Here is a 22,849-nt window from a genome sequence, read left to right as displayed (position 1 = left end):
TTCGGAAAGGACGAGCCACATGAACGAACTACAGGCATTCTCCTACGAGGGGAACGAGATCAGAACTATTCAGAGGAACGGCGAGCCCTGGTGGGTGTTAAAGGATGTATGTGATGTGCTGGAACTCAGTAACAGTCGCATGGTAGCTGACCGCTTGGACGAGGACGAGAAGGATGTAAGTATTGTTGACACCCTTGGCGGCAAACAGGAACTGACAGTGATTAGCGAGAGCGGGCTCTATAATGTTATCCTGCTCTCCCGCAAGCCCGAAGCCAAGAAGTTCAAACGCTGGGTCACCCACGAAGTTCTGCCGCAAATCCGAAAGCATGGTGCTTACGTCACAACCTCCAAACTGGAAGAAATCATGAATGACCCCGACTCCTGGATTATGCTCTTAACCACTCTCAAGGCGGAACGCCAGGCAAAAGAGCAGCTCCAGGTTCAGGCAGCAGAGAACAAACCAAAGGTAATCTTTGCTGATGCCGTATCGGTTTCTGAAGGGACCATCCTCATCGGTGAGCTGGCCAAAATCCTCAAGGGCAACGGTGTCGACATCGGTCAGAACCGCTTGTTTGAAAGGCTCCGACAGGACGGCTTTTTAATTAAGCGGAAGGGTACCGATTACAATGCCCCGACACAGAAGGCTATGGAGCTTGGGCTGTTTAAGGTCAAGGAAACGGCCATTACTCATTCCGATGGTCATGTCACCATTTCTAAGACGACAAAGGTGACGGGCAAAGGGCAGCAGTACTTTATCAACTACTTTCTGGGCGCAAAGAAGAACGGCCATGGACTGGCGTAACAGCAAAGGCTACCCCGAGCCCACTGCCGCAAAAGCTCTAGCAAGAGTGGTATCTGAGGAAAAGGCTAAAGCAAAAGAGCGTCGCTCGCTGGTCTACATTTGCTCGCCTTTTGCTGGCGACACTGACTATAACATTAGCCGTGCCCGCGGTTACTGCCGGTTTGCGATCAGCGAGGGGTGCGTTCCCCTCGCACCGCACCTCCACTTCCCACAGTTTCTGGACGAGGAAGATAAAGAGAGCCGTGAACTCGGGTTATCCTGTGCGCTGGTTCTCCTGACAAAGTGCGACGCTCTGTGGGTGTTTGGCGGCAAGATTTCATCTGGGATGGCGCAGGAGATCTCCAAGGCCGAGAGCCTGGGGATTCCGGTCCGGTACTTCACTGAGAGATGCAAGGAGGTTGCGCGGGATGAAGATAGCCGTCGGTAACAGCCGCATGGACAAGCGGTGGAAGAACAAGGACATTTCCTGGGCAGATTTCAAGAACGCCGTTCGCACGACGAAGCGTACCACTGAGACAGTGTCCGAGTATCGCAAAATGAGCAAAGCGCAGCAGGACAGTATTAAGGACATCGGCGGCTTTGTGGGGGGTGCACTGCGGGAGGGCAAGCGGGGCAATGGGTATGTCCTTTGCCGGTCCATGCTTACATTGGACATGGACTATGCCACCCCTGACATTTGGGAGCAGATAGAGGCTCTCTACGACTGGACCTGCTGCGCCTATTCCACCCACAAAAGCACGCCGGAAGCGCCGCGCCTGCGGTTGGTTGTCCCCCTGGCCCGTGAGGTAAGCGAGGATGAGTACCCAGCTCTGGGACGAATGGTGGCCAAGGAAATAGGCATTGACCTGTTCGATGACACAACGTATGAGCCCTCGCGGCTGATGTACTGGCCATCCACCTCCTCTGACGGAGAGTACGTGTTCCACGAGAAAGACGGCGAGCTGCTCGACCCCGACGTGTACCTCTCCAAATATGCAGACTGGCGGGATACAGCCATGTGGCCCACATCAAAACGGCAGTCTGAGGTACTGGAGCGCCGACTAAAACAGCAACAGGACCCCCTTGCTAAAGATGGTGTTGTGGGAGCGTTCTGCAAGGCCTACTCCATTGAGGCGGCCATTGAAGCTTTTCTCTCAGGAGTGTACGAACCTTCCGCTATGGCAGGCCGCTACGATTACATCCCCGCCGACAGTTCCGCAGGTGTAGTTATCTACGACGGCAAGTTTGCCTATAGCCATCACGCCACCGACCCGGTCTGTGGCAAGCTGCTCAACGCTTTTGACCTAGTGCGCCTGCATAAGTTCAGTGACCTCGACGAGAAGGCGTCATTCAAAGCCATGTCGGACTTTGCAGTTAAAGATGAGCAGGTCAGGGCGAAACTAGCCGAGGAACGCCGGGCGCAGGCTGAAGCGGACTTCACCAATGAGGACAACTGGCAGAGTCAGCTTGAGCTAGACAAGACAGGTGAGGTGAAAGACACACTCACCAATATCTCCACCATCATGCGCTTTGACCCAAATCTGCAGCCTATCGTCTTTAACCAGTTTAAGAACATGATCGATGTTATCGGGGAGCTCCCCTGGCCACAGGTTAAGCCCGGCTGGAGCGATACTGACCTGGCCTGCGCGAAGCTATACTTCGAGCGCACCTATGGCATCTGGTCGCCGACCAAGTTCAAAGATGCGTTGCTTGGGGTTGTTTCTGTCGAGCGCCTCTACCACCCGGTTAAGGAGTACCTCGGCGGGCTGTCATGGGATGGTATAGAACGACTAGATACTCTACTCATCGACTATCTTGGCGCTGAAGATACACCTTATGTGCGGGCTGTTACCCGCAAGACACTGGTGGCGGCGGTGGCGCGTATCTACCAGCCGGGAGTGAAGTTTGACTCCATCCTCGTGCTAAACGGTGCCCAGGGCATCGGCAAGTCCACACTCTTTGCCCGGCTGGGCGGCCAGTGGTATTCTGACTCCCTCGCCATCTCGGACATGAAAGACAAGACCGCGCCGGAGAAGCTGCAGGGGTATTGGATACTGGAGCTTGGCGAACTGGCAGGCATCAAAAAGGTAGACGTGGAGACGGTGAAATCCTTCATAACGCGTACCGATGACAAGTACCGGCAGTCCTACGGTGTTGTTGTGGAGAGCCACCCCCGCTCCTGCATCATTGTTGGCACCACCAACAGCGACGGCGGCTTCCTGCGCGATATCACGGGAAACCGCCGGTTCTGGCCAGTGCGAGTTGTAGGTCAGGGCAAATACCAGGCATGGGAGCTGACAGAGGTTGACCAAGTATGGGCTGAAGCGATCGAGCGCTACAACGAGGGAGAGGAACTGTTTCTCAAAGGCAGCCTCGCGGAGGAAGCCATTACACAACAGCGCGACGCTATGGAGGGAGATGACCGGGAAGGCCTGGTGGCCGAATATCTCGACACCCTCTTGCCCGACGGGTGGGACAAGCTGGACTTATATGCCCGCCGCAACTTTCTTGACGGCAGCGAGTTCGGTGGTGAAAGCCGCACGGGGACTCTGCGCCGGGAGCAGGTCTGTATTATGGAGATCTGGTGCGAGTGCTTCGGCAAGAACCGCGAAGCTCTCAAGAAGGGCGATTCTTACGAGATCGAGGAGATTCTCAATAAAATCGGGGGCTGGGTGAAGTTCACCGGCAACAAAACCGGTAAGAAGAACCTGCCGCTATATGGTCCGCAACGAGTGTTCATCCGTTCCGGCGAGGAGGCTTAGGCACATGCCCATTGTTCCAGTCGTGCCAATACAGCAGCCTGTCGGCACAGTCGCAAGCCCCTTATATACCACGCTCCTTGCCTTGCCTGTTCCCATTGTGCCAATAATTCACTCTCTAAATGATGTAGTTATAGGTAATAAAGGAGTAATGGGCACGAATGAGCGTGTACTCGCGCGTAAGAGTTTGAAGTGCTTGGGCACATGTATCGGCACACGAGGTTCTTATGCGTGAGAAACTGATAGAACAGAAACTTGTCCGAGCAGTCAAAGCAGCTGGTGGAATTGCCGTGAAGTTTGTCTCGCCTGGTTACGATGGCATGCCGGACCGTCTCGTGCTTCTACCTGGCAGTAGGATGGCTTTTGTGGAAGTGAAGGCGCATGGTAGGAAACCCAGACCCCTGCAGGCTATAAGGCATGGGATGCTCAGGCGGCTAGGATTTCTGGTGTATGTGTTAGACAGTGAAACACAGATTGGAGGGATACTCGATGAAATACGAACCACATGAATACCAGGTATATGCCACGGAGTATATCCTCCAGCATCCCATTGCGGCGATCCTGCTGGATATGGGTCTTGGTAAGTCGGTGATCACCCTGACCGCCATCTTTGACCTCACCCTGGACAGCTTTCTGATTCGCAAGGTGCTGGTCATCGCCCCTCTCAGAGTGGCACGGGATACCTGGCCCGCGGAGATTGAGAAGTGGGATCATCTGCGCGACCTGACCTATACAGTTGCAATCGGCAATGAGTCCCAGCGGAAAGCGGCTCTGTTGCAAAGAGTACAGGTCTACCTTATCAATCGGGAGAACGTGGAGTGGTTGGTCACCAAGAGCGGGCTCCCCTTTGACTACGATATGGTAGTAGTCGATGAGCTGTCCTCCTTCAAGTCTCATCAAGCCAAGCGGTTCAGAAGCCTGATCAAAGTGAGGCCCCTGGTTAAGCGGATAGTGGGTCTGACGGGCACACCGTCCAGCAATGGGCTAATCGACTTATGGGCGGAGTTTCGCCTCCTTGACATGGGGCGGCGCCTGGGGCGCTTTATTGGCAATTACCGTGAAGCCTTCTTCACGCCGGATAAGCGCAATGGCCAGGTCATCTTTAGCTATAAACCGAAACCCGGGGCAGAGGAAGCCATCTACCGCCTCATTTCAGACATCACCATCAGCATGAAGGGCAGCGACTACCTGAAACTGCCCGAGCTCGTGATGAATGAAGTTCCCGTCCGGATGTCCGAGCCTGAAGCGCAACACTACCAGACCATGAAGGCTGAGATGGTGCTGTCCTTCAAGCACAGGGAAATTGACGCCGCAAATGCTGCAGCCCTCTCCGGCAAGCTGCTTCAGATGGCTAACGGAGCAGTCTACGATGGTGACGGTGGCGTGGTTAAGCTTCATGACCGCAAGCTAGATGCTTTGGAGGATATTATCGAAGCTGCTAACGGCAAGTCGGTGCTGGTTGCCTATTGGTTCAGGCACGATCTGGAGCGGATATTGGAGCGTTTTGCGGCTGAAAAATTGGATTCAGCAGAGAGCATCAGGCGATGGAACAAAGGAGAAATCCAGCTGGGAGTCATTCACCCGGCTTCTGCTGGTCACGGACTAAATCTACAGGCGGGGGGTTCTACGCTGGTATGGTTTGGCCTTACCTGGAGTCTGGAGCTTTACCAGCAAACCAACGCTCGTCTCTGGCGGCAAGGGCAAAAGGACACGGTTGTGATTCACCATATCATAGCCAGGGATACCATTGACGAACAGGTCATGAAAGCTCTAAAGGATAAGAACAATACCCAAGCCGCGCTTATCGATGCGGTCAAGGCGGCTGTTAAAGGAGGTTTGGCACAGTGAACATCGTTTGGCATTACTTAGACAAGAAAACAGCGGCTGTTAATGCCCTTAAGGATTACAGCAACATGGAATTCATTATTGAGAACACCGATGAGAGCATAGCTGCCATCTATGCAAAGGCAGAGTCGCCAAGGAGGTCTCTGCCAACACTGATGCCCAAGGCGTATAATCCCAAAGCCGCAGAAGATCGACTGGCTGCCTGTATTGATGAGATTGATGTTCTTAAGGAACGTTACCGGCAGGCGCTGGAGTACATGGAATGGTTCAAACCAGCTTGGGAGATGCTTGATGATGCCTCGCGTTTTATCCTGCATGAATTCTTCGTCAGAGACATTACTAAGACAGAGGCTGTTCTGAACATCAGCGAGAAGCTCCATATCGAGCGTTCCTGGGTGTACAAGAGAAAGGAAGAGGCCTTGCGCCAATTGACGCTTCTTCTCTACGGTCTTTAGAGTGGACAAACAGTGGACGATTTTTGCAGAATAGCAGCTTACAATAGTATTGTGGATTACTGGGCAGAGCCTTCGCGGAAAACCGCGGGGGCTTTTCTTATGCCAAAAAACGAGGTGAGCAGATGCCATACAAACCAAAGCGGCCTTGTTCACATCCCGGCTGCCCGGAGCTGACTGACTCCCGGTTCTGTGTAGCGCATGCGAAACAGGAAGCCAGGCGCTATGAACGCTACCAGCGCGACCCGGCAGTGAAGAAACGCTACGGCAGGACGTGGAAGCGCATCCGCGACCGTTACATCGCTTCCCATCCATTGTGTGAGCAATGCCTGGCGCGTGGTAAGAGCGTGCTAGCCGATGAGGTACACCACATAAAGCCGTTATCGCAAGACGGCACCAATGAATTCACAAACCTGATGTCCCTATGCACACCATGCCATTCTGAGATTACTGCTCGAGACGGTAGCCGCTGGAGGCGAAGGGACTGCCCCCAGGGGCGGTCTTAATCTCTGTAGCCTTTGAGGCGGGGAACGGGCGCAGGGGCACGCGCGCAAAAATCACGGTTCAAACGGGGGATTAACCCCCTCCGCTGCAAAAGGAGGTGGCGGCGCGTGGCAAAGGACGGCACTAACAGAGGGGGCAGGCGCATTCGCGCCGGAGATAAGCCCCATGCTTTGGCGGACAAAATCACAAAAGGCAAGGCAGCAAAGATATTGGAGGTCCCGGACCTCAAACCTGAATCCCTGCTTGAAGCTGAGGACCTTGAGGGAGCAGCAGATCTACATGGAGAGGACATGCCAACTCCCAGCGACTTTCTTCGCTCTAGGCAAAAGGACGGCAAGTCGCTGGGTGCTGATGCTCTCTTTATTGAAACGTGGAAATGGCTCAAAGAACGTGGGTGCGAAAAGTTTGTAAACCCGAGGCTTATCGAGGCCTATGCGCAAGCTTTCACCCGCTACATTCAATGCGAAGAGGCCATTAGTCTGTACGGCCTTCTAGGCAAACACCCGACAACCGGTGGGGCGATCGCCAGCCCCTTCGTTCAGATGAGCCAGTCATTTCAGAAACAGGCTAACCTGCTCTGGTATGAGATTTTCGACATCGTGAAGCAGAACTGCACCACAGCCTTTGTGAGCAACCCGCAGGACGACATTATGGAGGCCCTATTATCGGGGAGGAGAAAATAATGAGACCGTTTTCGGTGATGAAAGAGCCGCAATCAAAGCATCAGCCGGGGCTTGCACATTTCATGCGAAGCCTAAAGCAATCGGGACTGAACAGGCAGCAGATCAAGACATTACGTGGCCAAGCCCTGTCAGGCGACTTGTCTGGTGCACAAAGGGGACTTGAAAGGATGGTTTTACGGCATGAAGACAACCGAGCGCTTTGAGAAAGTGAATATCGACCGGCTAGTGCCGTATGCCAGAAACGCCCGCACCCATAGTAAGGAGCAGATCCTGCAGCTGCGGGCTTCCTTACGGGAGTTTGGCTTCGTAAACCCGGTCATCGTCGACAAAGATCTCAACGTGATTGCTGGCCACGGCCGCATCCTGGCCGCCAAGGAAGAAGGCATAGCCGAGGTGCCCTGTGTATTTGCCGAGCATCTATCTGAGGCTCAGAAGCGCGCCTACATCATCGCAGATAACCGGCTTGCGCTGAATGCTGGCTGGGATGCGGAAATGCTGTCTGTGGAACTTGCGGACCTGCAAGGCGCGGACTTTGACATTTCGCTCCTTGGCTTTGACGATGCCGAGCTCAATAAGCTGCTGGGTGGAATGGATGATGTCAAAGACGATGACTTTGACGTGGATGCCGAGCTTCAAAAGCCCGCCATCACCCAGTTGGGAGATTTGTGGCTGCTGGGCAAGCACCGCCTGGTCTGCGGCGATAGCACTAAGGCTGAAACCTTTGAGCTCCTCATGGATGGGAAGCAGGCCAACCTGACGGTGACGGACCCACCCTACAATGTCAACTACGAAGGTCGCGCCGGGAAAATCAAGAACGACAATATGGCGGGCGACAAGTTCTATCAGTTCCTGCTTGCGGCCTTTACCCACACCGAAAAAGCGATGGCCAAGGATGCAAGCATCTACGTGTTCCATGCTGACACAGAAGGTCTGAACTTCCGCAGGGCCTTTTCTGACGCGGGATTCTATCTTTCCGGGACTTGCATCTGGAAGAAGCAGTCGCTGGTCCTTGGGCGCTCTCCCTACCAGTGGCAGCACGAGCCGATTCTTTTTGGTTGGAAGAAGACCGGCAAGCACGCCTGGTACTCCGACCGGAAGCAGACCACGATATGGGAGTTTGAGAAGTCCAAGAAGAATGGCGAGCATCCTACCATGAAACCGGTACCGCTCATCGCCTATCCCATCGTAAATAGTTCTATGACTGGCTGCATAGTTCTCGATCCCTTCGGTGGAAGCGGCTCTACGCTTATTGCCAGTGAGCAGACGGACAGAATGTGCTTTACCGTAGAGCTCGATGAAAAGTACTGCGATGTCATTGTAAAAAGGTATATTGAGCAGGTATCAGCCAAGGATGTCTATCTCATTCGGGGCGGGGAAAAGGTACACTTCAACGAAGTGAAGGTGCCCGAGCACCTTCAGTAAAGCCTCTGTCGTCAGATAGAACTTGCTTTTCCACAGCTTCAGAGGGATATATGTACTCACCAAAGAAGCAAAGGAGGCTCACGAGTATGGAACTAAGATACAACGTAACAGGTGCAAGGCGAAAAGAGATGGTGTCTGCCATTAGCGATCTGGTGGGTGAACCCATTAGCTACAAAGGTGCACCCACATTCGCCTACGAGGTCGGGCGGTTTTCTATCGACAAAGAAGGCACCCTCAGCTACCCGATCGAACTGGACAGTGATCTCGCCCAGAAGGTCATGACTGGACTTTCGGAAAGAGGCTTTGACTTTGAGGAGTCTGACGCTCAGAACCGGCTGGCCATCGAGATGCCGCTGGACGGATTCACCGAGGAAAGCATCTCCAACCTTAAAAAACTTATCGCCAGCAAGGCCAACCTCATCAAGAAGGCCCTTAATGCCGATTCACTAGTCATCGAACGGACCGAAAACACCCTGGTATTCCCCTGGGTCAAGCTCCCGGCGGAGAGCGATGAAGTCTTAGCGTACTCTCGCTTCATCGGTGCACTCTGCGCAGCGGCCAAGGAGCAAAAGCGGGTCACGGCCAAGGAGAAGGAAGTAGACAATGAGAAGTTTGCTTTCCGGGTGTTCCTCATCAGATTGGGCTTCGTGGGTGACGAGTACAAGGTTGCGCGTAGAGTCCTGCTGAAGAACCTTTCTGGCAACAGTGCCTTCAAAAGTGGGGCGCCCAAAGCCGAGGTGACACCGGGTGAATAGCTTCCCCGCCAAGGAGACTGTGCTACAACTGCGTAAGACATATCCCCGCGGAACTCGCGTGGAACTGGTCAGAATGAACGACCCGTACTCCACGCTGAAGCCCCGTGACCAGGGGACCGTGGACTTCATCGACGACACCGGAACCATTTTCTGCAGCTGGGACAGCGGCTCCACCCTCGGCATCGTCTACGGTGAGGACGTCGTTAAGAGGCTATAGGCATGTCTCCAAGGCCCCCGTATTAGTGTGTTTTCTTTACAGAAATAGCTTGCTATTACAGCCGTTCAGAGTGATATATGTACATACCCAAAGGTACACCAACACTCTGAAGGAGGCTGAACCAGATGTTTAAGAGCAAGTTTGGGATCGAGATCGAGTTCACAGGCATCACCAGAAGCGAGGCAGCCAGGATCGCCGCGGAACACTTGGGTGGCACGGTAACCGGCGCAGGCGACTACTACGACACCAAGAGGGTCACTGCACCGGACGGTAGGGTCTGGAAGTTCATGAGTGACGGCAGCATTGCCTGCCAGACGAGGCAGGGCAAGCGGAAGGTTTCCGCCTCCCGCGACTACAGTGTGGAGCTGGTTAGTCCCATCCTCACCTACCGGGAGGACATTGACACTCTGCAGGAGCTAGTGCGCAAGCTTCGCCAGGCCGGGGCCTTTGCTAACACCACCTGCGGCATACACATCCATCTGGATGGAGCCAGCCACACGCCCAGAAGCATCCGCAACTTCGTGAACATCATCGCCAGCAAGAATGACCTTTTCTATGACGCGCTCCAGATTGCGCCTCAGCGCATGAACTACTGCAAGAAGATGGACAGCCTGCTAGTTGAGAAGATGAACCTCAGAAAGCCCAAGACCATGGAGATGCTTGAGGAAATCTGGTACGAGGGCTACAGCGAGAGCCGCGGCCAGCACTACCACCAGAGCCGCTACCATTTTCTCAACCTGCACAGCTTCTTCACTGGCAACCGCACGGTAGAACTGAGGGGCTTCAACAGCGAACTCCACGCGGGCAAGGTCAGAAGCTACATAGTTCTCGCCCTGGCGCTCAACCACCAAGCCTTGACGCAAAAATGCGCATCGGCAAAGAAGCCGCAAACAGACAACCAGAAGTTCGCCATGCGGACTTACCTCAACCGCATCGGCTTCATCGGCGACGAGTTTGCTAACTGCCGCGAGCACCTGACAGCCCACCTGCGCGGCTCGGCGGCCTGGAGGTTTCGGGCGGCCTGAGCCGCCTGAAACCCCTCATAAAGACAAAGGAGGACAAAGTCTATGAAGCAAAGCAAAAAGCTGTATCTCGCTTACGGCTCCAACCTAAACCTAGCGCAGATGGCGGACAGGTGCCCCACAGCAACGGTACTGGGAAGCAGCGTAATGACAGGCTGGCGACTCTTGTTCAGGGGCGCACACGCTGGCGCAGTGGCCACGGTCGAGCCATTTGAAGGCGGCAGCGTGCCGGTGCTGGTCTGGGAAATAACGCCTGCCGATGAAGCGGCGCTGGACCGCTACGAGGGCTGGCCATTCCTTTACCGGAAGGAAGTAGTTTCAGTAGAGCTCGACGGTAAGAGCGTCGAGGCGATGGTCTACATTCTGAACGATGGCAGGCTGTTTGGGCAGCCAAGCTGCTATTACTACAGCACCATTCTGGAAGGTTACAAGAGCGCGGGCTTTGACATCGAAATCCTGCGCAGGGCCACCATAGAGTCCGTAGAGACAGGGGGGAATGCGTGTGACTGACGAAGTCAGGAAGCAGATCCTCGCCATCAGGGCCAGCGGCGTAACCAACATGTTTGACGTGCCCCGCGTTCAGTACGAGGCTTATGTCCACGGCTTTCATGAGCTGCTGGGGTACCTTAACAGCAACAAGGCAGAATACAGCCGATTTATTATGACGGGCGAGTATACCAAACAGGAATAGACCAATCAGTCAGCGCTGGCGAAACAGAGCTTCTTCGGAGGCTCTGTTCTTGTATTCCGCTAGTCTCGAGGAGGCGGCAGATATGCGAAAGCTGAAGAAGTACAGGCCTACCGCCTTCATGGCAGAGGGTTCTCGCTACGACAAGGGTGCTGCAGATTATGCCGTGTCCTTTATAGAAGCCCTCTCTCATACCAAAGGTTCCTGGGCGGGCAAGCCCTTTGAACTAATCGACTGGCAGGAGCAGATTGTCCGCGACTTGTTCGGCGTCCTCAAGCCGAGCGGGCATCGGCAGTTCAACACCGCGTATGTAGAGATACCCAAGAAGATGGGCAAGAGCGAGCTGGCAGCAGCAATTGCCTTGCTGCTCACCTGCGGCGACCGGGAGGAGCGCGCTGAAGTGTACGGCTGTGCAGCTGACCGCCAGCAGGCGTCCATCGTATTTGAGGTGGCCGCCGATATGGTGCGGATGTGCCCGGCTCTATCCCGGCGGGTTAAGCTACTGGCCTCGACCAAGAGGCTAATCTACCTGCCGACCAACAGCTTCTACCAGGTGCTGAGCGCAGAAGCATACTCCAAGCACGGCTTTAACATCCATGGGGTGGTTTTTGATGAACTACACACCCAGCCCAACCGGAAGCTATTTGACGTGATGACCAAAGGTTCAGGAGATGCGCGGACGCAGCCACTTTACTTCCTCATAACCACCGCAGGCAACGACACCCAGAGCATATGTTATGAGACCCACCAGAAGGCGGTGGATATCCTTGAGGGCAGGAAGTGTGATCCCACATTTTATCCCGTCATATACGGCGCGAAGGATGATGATGACTGGACTGACCCAAAGGTGTGGAAGAAGGCGAACCCATCCCTCGGTATTACGGTCAGTATAGATAAAGTAAAGGCCGCCTGTGAGAGCGCGAAGCAGAACCCCGCAGAGGAGAACAGCTTCCGACAACTGCGGCTGAATCAGTGGGTGAAGCAGGCCGTCCGCTGGATGCCGATGGCCAAGTGGGATGCTTGCGCATTCCCGATAGATACCACGTCCCTTGAAGGTCGTGTCTGCTACGGCGGGTTGGATCTGTCGAGCACGACGGACGTCACGGCGTTTGTTCTGGTGTTCCCACCGGAAGACGAGAATGACAAGTACGTTGTTCTCCCATACTTCTGGATGCCCGAGGGAAACATTGACCTGCGCGTGCGACGGGACCATGTGCAGTACGATCTCTGGGAGAAGCAGGGGCATCTGCTGACCACCGAGGGGAATGTCGTACATTACGGCTATATCGAGAAGTTCATTGAAGAACTTGCAGAGAAGTACAACATTCGAGAAATTGCCTTTGACCGTTGGGGTGCTGTGCAGATGGTGCAGAACCTTGAGGGGATGGGATTCACTGTTGTTCCCTTTGGTCAGGGCTTTAAGGATATGTCTCCGCCGACGAAGGAACTGATGAAGCTGACGCTGGAGGAGAAAATCGCCCACGGCGGCCATCCGGTGCTACGGTGGATGATGGACAATATCTTCATCAAGACTGACCCCGCTGGCAACTTGAAGCCCGACAAAGAAAAGAGCACAGAAAAAATAGATGGCGCGGTGGCGACCATCATGGCCCTCGACCGTGCCATCCGCTGCGGTGGAGGTTCGGGAGGCTCTGTCTACAATGAGCGTGGACTTTTGATCATTTAAAGCATATACGGCGTGGAGCAATAATCACGAGAGAGTTTTTGGAGAGGGATTTCTCCCACTGCAATCCACATCTACGTGCTATAATTTAGCAAAAGCACCCATGCGGGTGAACAGGGGGGATTTAGGTGGATATTGAAAGACTCAAAAGGATGGCCAATAACAAAAGCAACTGGCGTGAGAGATTGCAGGCTGTTGAAGGACTTGCCGTAATGGATGACCAACCGTCTAAAGACATCTTAGCTCGTCTAGCGATACACGACCCTGTCTTCAAAGTTAAGGAGGCTGCCTTTAGAGCCGCCCAGGCCCGCAAAATCACATATGCCGGAAAGCCAATTTATCTTGGGAAAAAACCAAAGGGTAACTTGGTTAAGGAGATTAACAAGAAGCTGGTAATTGTTAGGGACAAGCTCGAAGAAGGCTTTACACTTGAGGACTTCAAACGGAAGTTCTCCGAGATGTACCCTGAAATTTACGATACATATGAGGGAGACAAAGGGGATCAACTGGACAAGTGGTTATCTAATGTAATTCCTTCTTTGCCAAAGAAAAAGTAATACAGTAACATTACTGAGCATCGCTCCGGCGGTGCCTTTTTCATGCCCTTTTTCGGAGGTGAAAGGTAAATGAGCATATTTTCTCGGCTATTCCGCTCAAGGGATAAGCCGCAAAACCGCATGAGCAGTGCCTTTTCGTTTCTGTTCGGCGGCACCACAGCGGGTAAAACAGTCAACGAGCGAACCGCCATGCAGGCTACGGCTGTGTATGCCTGCGTAAGGATACTGTCTGAGGCCATCGCCGGGCTGCCGCTGCGGGTTTACCGCTACAGGACCGATGGCGGCAAGGAGAAAGCGGTCGAGCATCGGCTATACTACCTAATCCATAACGAACCAAACCCGGAGATGACATCATTTGTGTTCAGAGAAACACTGATGAGTCATCTTTTGCTTTGGGGTAACGCCTACGCACAAATCATTCGGGACGGGCGTGGGCAGGTATTGGCCCTCTACCCTTTGCTCCCGAACAAGATGGATGTGTCGCGGTCTGCAAGCGGCGAACTGACCTATACCTACCGCCGCGATGCCGAGGAAAGCCGGACAAATCCAGACAGTGGAACGGTAGTTCTGCGCAGGGACGAGGTACTGCATATCCCGGGTCTTGGCTTTGACGGACTGATCGGCTACTCGCCCATCGGCATTGCCAAAAATGCTATCGGGCTGGCTATGGCAACAGAGGAATACGGAGCATCCTTTTTCTCTAACGGGGCTAATCCCGGTGGAGTGCTGGAGCATCCCGGCGTGGTCAAGGACCCCAAAAGAGTGCGGGAAAGCTGGAACGCAGTCTACCAGGGTAGCGGCAATGCCCACCGCATCGCGGTACTGGAAGAAGGGATGAAGTTTCAGTCCATCGGCATTCCACCGGAACAGGCGCAGTTTCTGGAGACGCGGAAGTTCCAACTTAATGAGATTGCCCGCATCTTCCGCGTACCGCCTCACATGGTCGGAGATCTGGAGAAGTCCAGCTTCTCGAACATTGAGCAGCAGTCGCTGGAGTTCGTCAAGTACACCCTCAATCCGTGGGTAATGCGGTGGGAACAGGCTTTGCAGCAGGCGCTTCTCTTGCCTTCGGAAAAGCTCAGGTACTTTATCAGGTTTAATGTGGACGGGCTGTTGCGAGGAGACTATCAGGGACGCATGAACGGTTACGCCACGGGGCGGCAGAACGGGTGGCTGTCGGCGAACGATATCCGCGAACTTGAGGACATGAATCGCATTCCCAACGAGGATGGCGGAGACCTATATCTGGTCAACGGCAACATGACAAAGCTGGCTGATGCGGGTGTCTTTGCCACTCATCAACCGAAGGAGGTCAGTACATGAGGAAATTCTGGAACTGGGTGCTTAACTCAGCGGAGGGGCGCACCCTCTATCTCAACGGACCTATCGCCGAGGAATCCTGGTGGGGCGACGAGGTTACGCCCAAGTTGTTCAAGGGTGAACTAATGTCAGGTTCGGGCAACATCACGGTGTGGATTAACTCTCCCGGTGGCGATGTTTTTGCGGCGGCGCAGATCTACAACATGCTCATGGACTATGCCGGACAGGTCACCGTCAGGATTGATGGCATCGCCGCCAGCGCCGCCTCGGTCATCGCTATGGCCGGAAGCGAGGTGCACATGTCTCCCGTGTCCATGCTCATGATCCACAACCCCTCAACCATCGCCATCGGCGACAGCGAAGAGATGCTTCGCGCCAAGGCGCTACTCGATGAGGTCAAGGAGAGTATCATCAACGCCTATGAGCTGAAATCCGGGCTGTCACGAGTGAAACTTTCGCAGCTCATGGATGCAGAAACCTGGATGAACGCCAAGAAGGCTGTGGAGCTTGGCTTTGCCGACAAAATCCTGTTCACAACAGATGAGGAGGCCCCGGATTCAGAAGAAAGCCTGATCTTCAGTCGCATGGCTGTGGCCAACTCCCTGCTTGGGAAAATCCCCAAAGCAAAACCAAAAACGGGCACCCCCATTGAGTCGCTGGATAAGCGGCTCTCTTTAATTCCCCACTAAAATATCAAGGAGGAAATGAGAATGAGCAAAATTCTAGAACTGCGCGAAAAACGTGCAAAGGCATGGGAAGCAACAAAGGCCTTCCTTGACACCAAACGGGGAGGCGACGGGCTGCTGTCTGCTGAGGACACATCAACTTACGAGAAGATGGAAGCTGACGTGGTAGCCCTGGGTAGAGAAATTGACCGTTTGGAGCGCCAGGCTGTCCTTGACGCAGAGCTATCCCATCCCACCAACGCACCCATCACCAGCCGACCGTCCTCTTACGGCGAGGCAAAGAACGGCCGGGCCACAGCCGAGTATCAGAGGGCCTTTTGGAGTGCCATGCGCGGTAAGCGCAGCGGCGATATTCAGAACTCGCTGCGCGTAGGAGAAGATACCGAAGGCGGCTACCTGGTGCCCGACGAGTTTGAGCGCACCCTGATTAAAGCCCTCGAGGAAGAAAACATTTTTAGGCGGCTGGCCAATGTCATTACCACTTCCAGCGGTGACCGCAAGATTCCCGTGGTGGCGTCTAAAGGCACCGCATCCTGGGTTGATGAAGAGGGTGCCATCCCCGAGAGCGATGACACTTTCGGACAGGTGTCCATCGGCGCTTTCAAGCTGGCCACCATGATCAAGGTCAGTGAGGAACTGCTAAACGACAGTGTATTCAATCTGGAAACCTATATTGCCAGGGAGTTCGCCCGCCGCATTGGTGCCAAGGAAGAGGAAGCATTCTTCGTGGGCGATGGCGCTGGAAAACCCACCGGCATCCTTGCCGCCACGGGCGGCGGACAAGTCGGCGTGACCACGGCCGCCGCCGCAGCCATTACCCTCGACGAAATCCTTGACGTGTTCTACAGCCTCAAGTCCCCTTACCGCAAGAAAGCCGCCTTTATCATGAACGACTCGACGGTAAAGGCCATCCGCAAGCTCAAGGACAACAATGGCCAGTATCTATGGCAACCCTCCATCAAAGAAGCAACGCCCGACACCATCATCAACCGTCCCCTTTACACCTCGGCCTATATGCCGGTTATCGAGGCGGGTGCAAAGAGTATAGTGTTCGGCGATTTCAGCTACTACTGGGTAGCCGACCGCCAGGGTCGGGTGTTCAAACGGCTGAACGAGTTGTATGCAGCCACGGGACAAGTAGGCTTTATCGCTACCCAGCGCGTGGACGGCAAACTGGTGCTCCCCGAGTCCATCAAGATATTGCAGCAGAAGGCGTAGTTTGTCCTCAAGGTGGGCAGTTAGAGGGAAGGGAGATGAGCGCAGTGGTCGTCACACTAGAAGAGGCAAAAACGTGGCTCAGGGTGGACGGTGAGACTGAGGACGCGCTCATCGGCAGCTTTATGGCTGCAGCGGAGGATATCGTCGCAGGTATCCTCCGCCAGCCGCTGTCCGACTTTGCGGAAGTGCCGGAGGTTGTCCGGCAGGCAATCCTTTATGCCACCGCCCAGTTCTACGAGCAGCGCGAGGCCCTTCTGACTCCGGTACTTGTAGATACCATCAAGAGGCTGCTCTTTGCTTACCGGAAAGAAAGCTGGTGAGGCTTATGGCCATAGGTAAGCTGAGGCATCGGATCACACTGCAAACCCCGACTTTGACCCAGGACAGCCTCGGCGTAGTGAGCGAAACATGGAGCGATACCGCTACAGTCTACGCGCAAATTGAGGCCATTTCCGGCCGGGAGTTTTTCGATGCGGCCAAGGTCAACGCCGAGGTGACACACCGCGTCCGCATTCGCCACCGCCCAGGTATTGTCCCAGCCATGCGCTTGCTGGAAGGTGCCAGGACGTTTGATATCCATTCAGTACTTGATGTGGACGGCAGAAAGCGGGAGCTAACATTGATGTGTGTAGAACGCGTGTAGAGGGTGAGGGGGAAGTCAATTGACAATCAAGGTCGACCAGTTGAGCAAGGAGATCATGGCTCGACTAGCCACATACACCGCCGACATCGTGGAGGGTATGAACACTGCTGGCGAACGCGTCGCGCGTGAAGGTGCAGCCGAGCTCCTCAGCGCAAGCCCAAAGCGCACAGGCAGATATAGGCGCGGCTGGAGCGTGAGAGTAGAGCAAACTTACAGAGGCCCGATGCGGTTTATTTTGCACAACAAGGCACGCCCTCGGCTCACCCACCTGTTAGAGCACGGCCACGCCACCAGGGACGGCGGCAGGACACAGGCACAGCCGCACATCGACCCTGTTGGAGATAAGGTAGCGGCTGATTACTTTGCCGCGGTAGAGGAGGTGATCAGGCGTGGCGGCTAGACTATACGAAATCCTCAGTGCCACCGGCTTGCCGGTGGCGTATTCACACTTTGGGGCAGCCCCGCCTGAGTTGCCCTATCTCACATATTTTGCTGAAGGTAGCGACAACTTCGCGGCGGACAATAGGGTCTATTATCCCCGCACTAATTACCAGGTGGAGCTGTACTCCCTGCGCAAAGACGTCGCAAGGGAAGCTTTGGTTGAAGCGGCTTTGACCGCGAATGAAATATTCTACGACAAGCGGGAGACGTGGATACCCAGCGAAAAGCTCTACCAAGTTGTTTATGAAATTCAGATCTAGGGAGGTGCCTCATGTCGGCCAACAAAGTGAAGTACGGCTTGAAGAATGTACACTACGCCGTGGCAACCGAAACTGGCGGGACACTCACGTATGCGACCCCCGTGCCCGTACCTGGCGGTGTTAGTATTACGCTTGAGCCTAAAGGTGAGAAGGCGGAATTTTACGCGGACGACGGTCTGTACTTTAGTGTCGAGTCCAATCAGGGCTATGAAGGCTCGCTGGAAATGGCGCTAATGCCAGACGCCTTCCGCATTGCCGTGCTGGGTGACAGGCTCGACCAGAACGAGGGTCTGTTTGAGGATGTTAACGCCCGTCCCAAGCAGATCGCTCTGCTGTTCGAGTTTAACGGCGATGTTAACGCAACCCGGCACGTATTGTACTATGTGCACGTACGTCGGCCTGCGCTGACGAGTACAACGACAGCAGCCGCGGTGGAAGTTGGGACCGAAACGCTGAACCTGATTGCCAGCCCCGCGCCGGGCACCGGCTTTGTTAAAGCCAAACTGGAAGCTGGCAAAACTGGCTATAGCGACTTCTTCACTGATGTGTATACCTTCGTGCCCCCGACACCATAGGGGTAATCAGCATGGAGAAAACAATCATAATTGACGGGCGGGCGGTGCGTTTTAAGAGCACCGCCGCTTATTTGCTGCGCTACAAGGCCCAGTTCCAGCGCGATGCGTTGAAAGATCTGCTCAAGCTGGAGAAAGCGATCAACGTCACGACGGGTGAACTGGAAAATTACGACGCGCTCGACCTCGAGTTGTTCTATAACCTGGTCTGGGTGATGGCCAAAACTGCGGACCCGTCTATCCCGGAGCCTGAAATATGGCTTGACCAGTTTAGCGAGTTCCCGCTGGACGAAGTCCTGCGCGAGACAGTCGACCTCTTGGCAGCCAGCCTTATGGGGACAAAAAAAAAGTAGAGGGCGGGAGCCACGAGGCCGGAGCTACACCTGCGCTTACCACGGAAACCATCATGGTGGGGGCGCTGCAGCGAGGATTGACTCTGCAGGACTTTGAGACGCTCACTGTGGGGATGCTCATTGATTACATCGGGACCTATAATGACGCGAATGTGCCACAAGCGAGTTCCAGGCACGCGGATCCGGTCAGAGCGCGGCCAGCCAGCCAGCAGGATTTTGATAGATTTTAGGAGCGGGGGGTGAATCTGTGACAAGCAAACGAATACGTGGAATCACCATCGAAATTGGCGGGGACACGACTAAGCTTGGCGAGGCCCTCAAAGGCGTAGATAAAAGCGCGAAGGACATTTCTTCTGAACTGCGCCAGGTCGAAAGACTCTTAAAGCTTGACCCCCGCAACGTCGAACTCCTGACGCAAAGAAAGAAACTGCTGGCAGACGCTGTCAAAACCTCTGCTGAACGTTTGGACACCCTCCGGGAGGCGCAGCGGCAGGCCGAGCAGGCCTTTCGCGAGGGCAAGATTGGCGAAGACCAGTACAGGGCTATAACACGGGAAGTCATAGCGGCGCAAGCCGAACTGAAAGGGCTAGAGAAACAGCTGATAGAGGTAAACAACCGCTTCAAGCAAGCGGGAGAGGGCATCAGTAAGTTCGGGAAGGACACGGAAGCCCTGGGTAAGAAGCTCGCGCCCGTCAGCGGCGCTGCCGCTGCCGCCCTTACCGGTCTCGTCGGGTTAACCGTAAAATCGGCGGCTGCCGCAGATGATTTTAACACCCTGGCCAAACAAACTGGGCTAACGACTGACACCCTGCAAAGATTCCGCTACGCCTCTGACCTCATCGATGTGCCGCTAGAAACACTCACAGGCAGCCTGACTAAGTTAACGCGTACCATGGGCGCGGCACAAGATGGGAACAAGCAAGCAATTGCCACGTTCGAGCGGTTGGGCGTGGCTATCACTGATGAGACTGGCAAGCTGCGCGACAACGAAGCGGTATTCCATGACGTGATTGCCGCTCTCGGAGGCGTGGAGAACGAAACAGAACGAAACATAATGGCCATGGCCCTGATGGGAAAATCCGCCCAAGACCTCAACCCGCTGATCCTCGGCGGTGCGGATTCGCTTAAAAAGCTTGGCGATGAAGCGGCTGCGGCGGGGTTGATTCTCAGCCAAGATACGCTGGACGGTTTAAACGAATTTAACGACGTGTTAGACACAGCCAAGGCACAGCTGGCCATGACCGGGGCAGTAGTCGGAGTGACGTTCGGCAAGGTGTTATTGCCCATGATCCAAGACCTGGCCAAACGAGTGGAAGAACTTGCTGCCTGGTTTCGGGGACTAGACGAAGGCACCGCCAAGATTATTATCACGGTTCTGGCCGCGGTAGCAGCCCTGGCGCCGCTTTTAATTATCATAGGCAAGGTGATTGGCGCCATCGGTGCCATTACCACCGCACTCGGTGCCTTGACTGCAGCCGCGGCTCTGGCGAAAGTGTCCGTCGGCGCATTCATCGCCATGAAGGTTCTGCTTTTAGCCAAGGTTATTGCCGTCATTGCCATCATCGCTGCGTTGGTAGCGGGCATTGTGTGGCTGATCCGTAACTTTGACGATGTGAAGGCGGCTGTGGCAGGATTTGTCGCTGACGCGGGGGCACGGATAACGGCCTTTGGACAGAGTGTTAGAACCATATTTTCCGGCATCGCTGAGGGAATCCGGGAGCGACTGGCCTGGGCCAGAGATCGCGCCGGTGAAGTAATCCAGGCGATACGAGACAATACGATAGGGCGGCTGGAGGACATGGTAGCGCGAGTCCGTGAGATGATGGGCGGTATTGTGGAAGCTATAGCCGGGCCGATTCGCCGCGCCCGCGAAACGGTCACGGGCATTGTGGATGGCATTCGGGGTACGCTTAACAAACTGAATCCCTTTGCCAGGCAGAGCCCGTCTCTGGTCGACAACATCAGGGCGGGGGTTAAGGTTATCCAGGACGAGTATGGCAAGCTCGAAGATTTACAGATTCGCGCACCCTCAATCGGAGGTGCCCAGCCGGTCATGGCAGGCGCAGCTATGGCTGCGGGGGCAGCAACTGGCGCGGGGCCGTCAATCTACAATGCCCCGCTGGTAAATGTACAGAACATGACCGTCCGTAGTGACACAGATATCGACGCCATTAGCCGTCAGCTGCATCGCCATATCCAGACCAACACCAGGGCCAGGGGAGGAAAGTAAACATGGGCGGTTTTACTTTCGCCGGAGAACACTCCTCCACGTACCATGTCCGACTGCTTAAATCGCCGCTATCGATCCTGCCAGGCACGCGGGATAAAATAATCACCCTGTCGGGTCGCCACGGTGCGCTGCGGATGCTGCCTGATTTAGGAGAGCGCCACCTGAGCCTCGAATGCTGGCTGGAGGCCGAGAGTATAACAGAGCTGCACGAGCGCGCGGAGCGTGTGCGCGCCTGGCTAAATCCGCTGCGGGGTGAGCAGCAGCTGATTCTGGACAGCGTACCAGAGAAGTATTACATGGCCGCTTACGCTGGTTGGGGTATGGCTGCGGAGATAGTTTCTCAGCAAGGGACCATTGCTCTGGACTTGGTGTGTGCTGACCCGTTCTCCTACGCCGTTGTCCCCGACATAGTAACGGTAACTACGTCATCCTATGCTCACAACCAACGCGGCTCTGCCCCGGCTGAGCCGTTATTCAGATTGCAGGGCACATCCCTTGGCGGCACACAGCGGCTGACTATGCAAGTTGGCACCCAAACAGTAAGTTACATGGGTGCATTGGCCACAGGTGACTGGTTGGAAATTGACTGTGCGGCTAAAACTGCTGTGCGAGTGTCCGGGCAGACGCGGACTCGTGTCCTGCATCTGCTCGAGAAGCCCATCTTCCCGCAATTGGCACCCGGATTCAATTCGCTCGTTGTGGCCGCAACAGGGGGTGCCTCGTGGTCCAGGCTGGAAGTGCACTGCCGCAACAGATGGCTGTAAGGAGGTGTTCTTATGGCGGTAACGCCCTTTAAAAAGATACCCAGTCGTGAGATTTACAGTGCGGATATATCCGGCATTCAGGACGCTATAAACAAGGTTGAGACGGTGCTTAGCATGCATACATCGGCGGCCACCGACCATGAGTTACAGGCCGTGTCCGATCAGGCGGAACCTGCCATGCACCGTCGGATCTATGAAGGGACACTGAGGAACTGGCTGGAGACCCCGGCACCGGTTGTCAGGCGCGGCGGCGATATCGTGCCGCTTGCGGAATATGTCCTCTATGCGGCACAGGGGATGGTAGTGTTTTCTCTGCAGCAGGCCAGTGATGCGGTCATAACGGCTGACTTCACCTACACGATAGCGAGCTCGCCGTTGTTGGAACACGCAGGTGCGGGTGGCGCCGTCCACGCGTTGGCGACCCCGGAAGCAGCTGGCTTCATGTCTGCGGCCGACAAGCTGAGCCTTGATGCACTTGATCTGTTGCGTTATCGGCGGGCGGGGCTGTACCATGCGGGCATCACCGCATCATCGCTCGCAGGGCTTGCCACCTCCGCCAACAATCAGGACATGCTGCCGTTTTATGTGCCGGTGGCCCAGGCCTTTGATCGCATCGCCATTAATGTCACGTCCTTATCCGCAGGAAACGCGAGGCTTGGTATCTATGCGGATACCGGCGCGGTGTATCCGGGAGAGCTTATACTCGATGCGGGGGTTGTGACAACGGGCACCGTCGGTATCCGGGCACTGACAATTAACCTGATGCTCGTGCCGGGTTTATACTGGCTGGCTCGTCTGCAAGATGCGGCACCGGGCCTGCAGGGCCTATCTCCTGCAGGTATGCTTGCGCTGGGAAGCGAGGATTTAGGGATCTCGGCCTGCACGGGATATCGGCTGGCCAGGCCTTACGGAGATGGGTTCCCCAGTCCATTCCCCACCGGAGCACCATACATCACCGGTTCCAGGCCAGCTGTGTTTCTGAGGAGTGTGTAA

Annotated in this window: 28 protein-coding genes; all 28 read left to right on the top strand. The window is 55.1% G+C overall.

Features of this window, described 5'->3' with window-relative positions; translation table 11 throughout:
- The first annotated feature begins 19 nt into the window (after positions 1-19).
- Complete coding sequence (locus KGZ66_08510; GenBank protein MBS3985636.1) at positions 20-802, top strand: phage antirepressor KilAC domain-containing protein; 783 nt, start codon at positions 20-22, stop codon at positions 800-802.
- Positions 789-1,229 carry a DUF4406 domain-containing protein gene (locus KGZ66_08505; GenBank protein ID MBS3985635.1) on the top strand — a complete coding sequence of 147 codons (441 nt, stop codon included), beginning with the start codon at positions 789-791 and terminating at the stop codon, positions 1,227-1,229. Before KGZ66_08510 ends, KGZ66_08505 begins: the two co-directional genes overlap by 14 nt.
- Positions 1,210-3,543 (top strand): hypothetical protein, encoded by a 2,334-nt coding sequence (locus KGZ66_08500; GenBank protein ID MBS3985634.1) that lies wholly within the window; start codon positions 1,210-1,212, stop codon positions 3,541-3,543. The genes KGZ66_08505 and KGZ66_08500 overlap by 20 nt, the downstream gene beginning before the upstream one ends.
- A gap of 224 nt (positions 3,544-3,767) precedes the next feature.
- Positions 3,768-4,049 carry a VRR-NUC domain-containing protein gene (locus KGZ66_08495; protein MBS3985633.1) on the top strand — a complete coding sequence of 94 codons (282 nt, stop codon included), beginning with the start codon at positions 3,768-3,770 and terminating at the stop codon, positions 4,047-4,049.
- A complete protein-coding gene (locus KGZ66_08490; protein MBS3985632.1) occupies positions 4,030-5,388 on the top strand; it encodes a DEAD/DEAH box helicase in 1,359 nt (452 codons plus the stop codon). Before KGZ66_08495 ends, KGZ66_08490 begins: the two co-directional genes overlap by 20 nt.
- On the top strand, positions 5,385-5,840 hold the full coding sequence (locus KGZ66_08485; protein ID MBS3985631.1) for a hypothetical protein: 456 nt from the start codon (positions 5,385-5,387) through the stop codon (positions 5,838-5,840). Before KGZ66_08490 ends, KGZ66_08485 begins: the two co-directional genes overlap by 4 nt.
- A 122-nt stretch (positions 5,841-5,962) precedes the next feature.
- Positions 5,963-6,343, top strand: a complete 381-nt coding sequence (locus KGZ66_08480; protein MBS3985630.1) for an HNH endonuclease — start codon at positions 5,963-5,965, stop codon at positions 6,341-6,343.
- A 105-nt stretch (positions 6,344-6,448) separates the two neighbouring features.
- The gene (locus KGZ66_08475; GenBank protein MBS3985629.1) at positions 6,449-7,024 is read left to right on the top strand and encodes a terminase; all 576 of its coding nucleotides are present in this window, start codon (positions 6,449-6,451) and stop codon (positions 7,022-7,024) included.
- 180 nt (positions 7,025-7,204) lie between these two features.
- Complete coding sequence (locus KGZ66_08470; GenBank protein ID MBS3985628.1) at positions 7,205-8,446, top strand: site-specific DNA-methyltransferase; 1,242 nt, start codon at positions 7,205-7,207, stop codon at positions 8,444-8,446.
- An 86-nt stretch (positions 8,447-8,532) separates the two neighbouring features.
- Positions 8,533-9,201, top strand: a complete 669-nt coding sequence (locus KGZ66_08465) for a virulence protein (protein MBS3985627.1) — start codon at positions 8,533-8,535, stop codon at positions 9,199-9,201.
- Positions 9,194-9,418, top strand: coding sequence for a DUF4314 domain-containing protein (locus KGZ66_08460; GenBank protein MBS3985626.1), 225 nt, complete (start codon positions 9,194-9,196; stop codon positions 9,416-9,418). Before KGZ66_08465 ends, KGZ66_08460 begins: the two co-directional genes overlap by 8 nt.
- 125 nt (positions 9,419-9,543) lie before the next feature.
- A complete protein-coding gene (locus tag KGZ66_08455) occupies positions 9,544-10,443 on the top strand; it encodes an amidoligase family protein (protein MBS3985625.1) in 900 nt (299 codons plus the stop codon).
- A 42-nt stretch (positions 10,444-10,485) separates the two neighbouring features.
- A complete protein-coding gene (locus KGZ66_08450; protein ID MBS3985624.1) occupies positions 10,486-10,950 on the top strand; it encodes a gamma-glutamylcyclotransferase in 465 nt (154 codons plus the stop codon).
- Entirely contained in the window at positions 10,937-11,131 is a 195-nt protein-coding gene (locus KGZ66_08445; protein MBS3985623.1) for a DUF5049 domain-containing protein, read from the top strand. Before KGZ66_08450 ends, KGZ66_08445 begins: the two co-directional genes overlap by 14 nt.
- Positions 11,132-11,213: 82 nt before the next feature.
- Positions 11,214-12,815, top strand: a complete 1,602-nt coding sequence (locus KGZ66_08440) for a terminase large subunit (GenBank protein ID MBS3985622.1) — start codon at positions 11,214-11,216, stop codon at positions 12,813-12,815.
- Positions 12,816-12,940: 125 nt separating this feature from the next.
- On the top strand, positions 12,941-13,369 hold the full coding sequence (locus KGZ66_08435) for a HEAT repeat domain-containing protein (GenBank protein MBS3985621.1): 429 nt from the start codon (positions 12,941-12,943) through the stop codon (positions 13,367-13,369).
- 69 nt (positions 13,370-13,438) lie between these two features.
- Complete coding sequence (locus KGZ66_08430; GenBank protein ID MBS3985620.1) at positions 13,439-14,692, top strand: phage portal protein; 1,254 nt, start codon at positions 13,439-13,441, stop codon at positions 14,690-14,692.
- A complete protein-coding gene (locus KGZ66_08425; GenBank protein MBS3985619.1) occupies positions 14,689-15,378 on the top strand; it encodes a Clp protease ClpP in 690 nt (229 codons plus the stop codon). Before KGZ66_08430 ends, KGZ66_08425 begins: the two co-directional genes overlap by 4 nt.
- A gap of 21 nt (positions 15,379-15,399) precedes the next feature.
- Positions 15,400-16,593 (top strand): phage major capsid protein, encoded by a 1,194-nt coding sequence (locus KGZ66_08420; GenBank protein MBS3985618.1) that lies wholly within the window; start codon positions 15,400-15,402, stop codon positions 16,591-16,593.
- A 35-nt stretch (positions 16,594-16,628) separates the two neighbouring features.
- Complete coding sequence (locus KGZ66_08415; GenBank protein MBS3985617.1) at positions 16,629-16,913, top strand: head-tail connector protein; 285 nt, start codon at positions 16,629-16,631, stop codon at positions 16,911-16,913.
- A 5-nt stretch (positions 16,914-16,918) separates the two neighbouring features.
- The gene (locus tag KGZ66_08410) at positions 16,919-17,236 is read left to right on the top strand and encodes a phage head closure protein (GenBank protein ID MBS3985616.1); all 318 of its coding nucleotides are present in this window, start codon (positions 16,919-16,921) and stop codon (positions 17,234-17,236) included.
- A 19-nt stretch (positions 17,237-17,255) separates the two neighbouring features.
- Positions 17,256-17,636 (top strand): HK97 gp10 family phage protein, encoded by a 381-nt coding sequence (locus KGZ66_08405; GenBank protein MBS3985615.1) that lies wholly within the window; start codon positions 17,256-17,258, stop codon positions 17,634-17,636.
- Positions 17,626-17,937, top strand: coding sequence for a hypothetical protein (locus KGZ66_08400; GenBank protein MBS3985614.1), 312 nt, complete (start codon positions 17,626-17,628; stop codon positions 17,935-17,937). The genes KGZ66_08405 and KGZ66_08400 overlap by 11 nt, the downstream gene beginning before the upstream one ends.
- 11 nt (positions 17,938-17,948) lie before the next feature.
- Positions 17,949-18,512: a phage tail protein gene (locus KGZ66_08395; protein ID MBS3985613.1), complete on the top strand. Its 564-nt coding sequence runs from the start codon at positions 17,949-17,951 to the stop codon at positions 18,510-18,512.
- A gap of 11 nt (positions 18,513-18,523) precedes the next feature.
- Positions 18,524-18,862, top strand: coding sequence for a hypothetical protein (locus KGZ66_08390; GenBank protein ID MBS3985612.1), 339 nt, complete (start codon positions 18,524-18,526; stop codon positions 18,860-18,862).
- 247 nt (positions 18,863-19,109) lie between these two features.
- Entirely contained in the window at positions 19,110-21,092 is a 1,983-nt protein-coding gene (locus tag KGZ66_08385; protein MBS3985611.1) for a hypothetical protein, read from the top strand.
- Between the two features lie 2 nt (positions 21,093-21,094).
- Positions 21,095-21,856 carry a phage tail family protein gene (locus tag KGZ66_08380; GenBank protein ID MBS3985610.1) on the top strand — a complete coding sequence of 254 codons (762 nt, stop codon included), beginning with the start codon at positions 21,095-21,097 and terminating at the stop codon, positions 21,854-21,856.
- A 177-nt stretch (positions 21,857-22,033) separates the two neighbouring features.
- Complete coding sequence (locus KGZ66_08375) at positions 22,034-22,849, top strand: hypothetical protein (protein ID MBS3985609.1); 816 nt, start codon at positions 22,034-22,036, stop codon at positions 22,847-22,849.

The organism is Selenomonadales bacterium (assembly GCA_018335585.1).
Lineage (GTDB): Bacteria > Bacillota > UBA994 > UBA994 > UBA994 > UBA994.
This window is presented reverse-complemented; position numbering and strand designations above follow the sequence as displayed.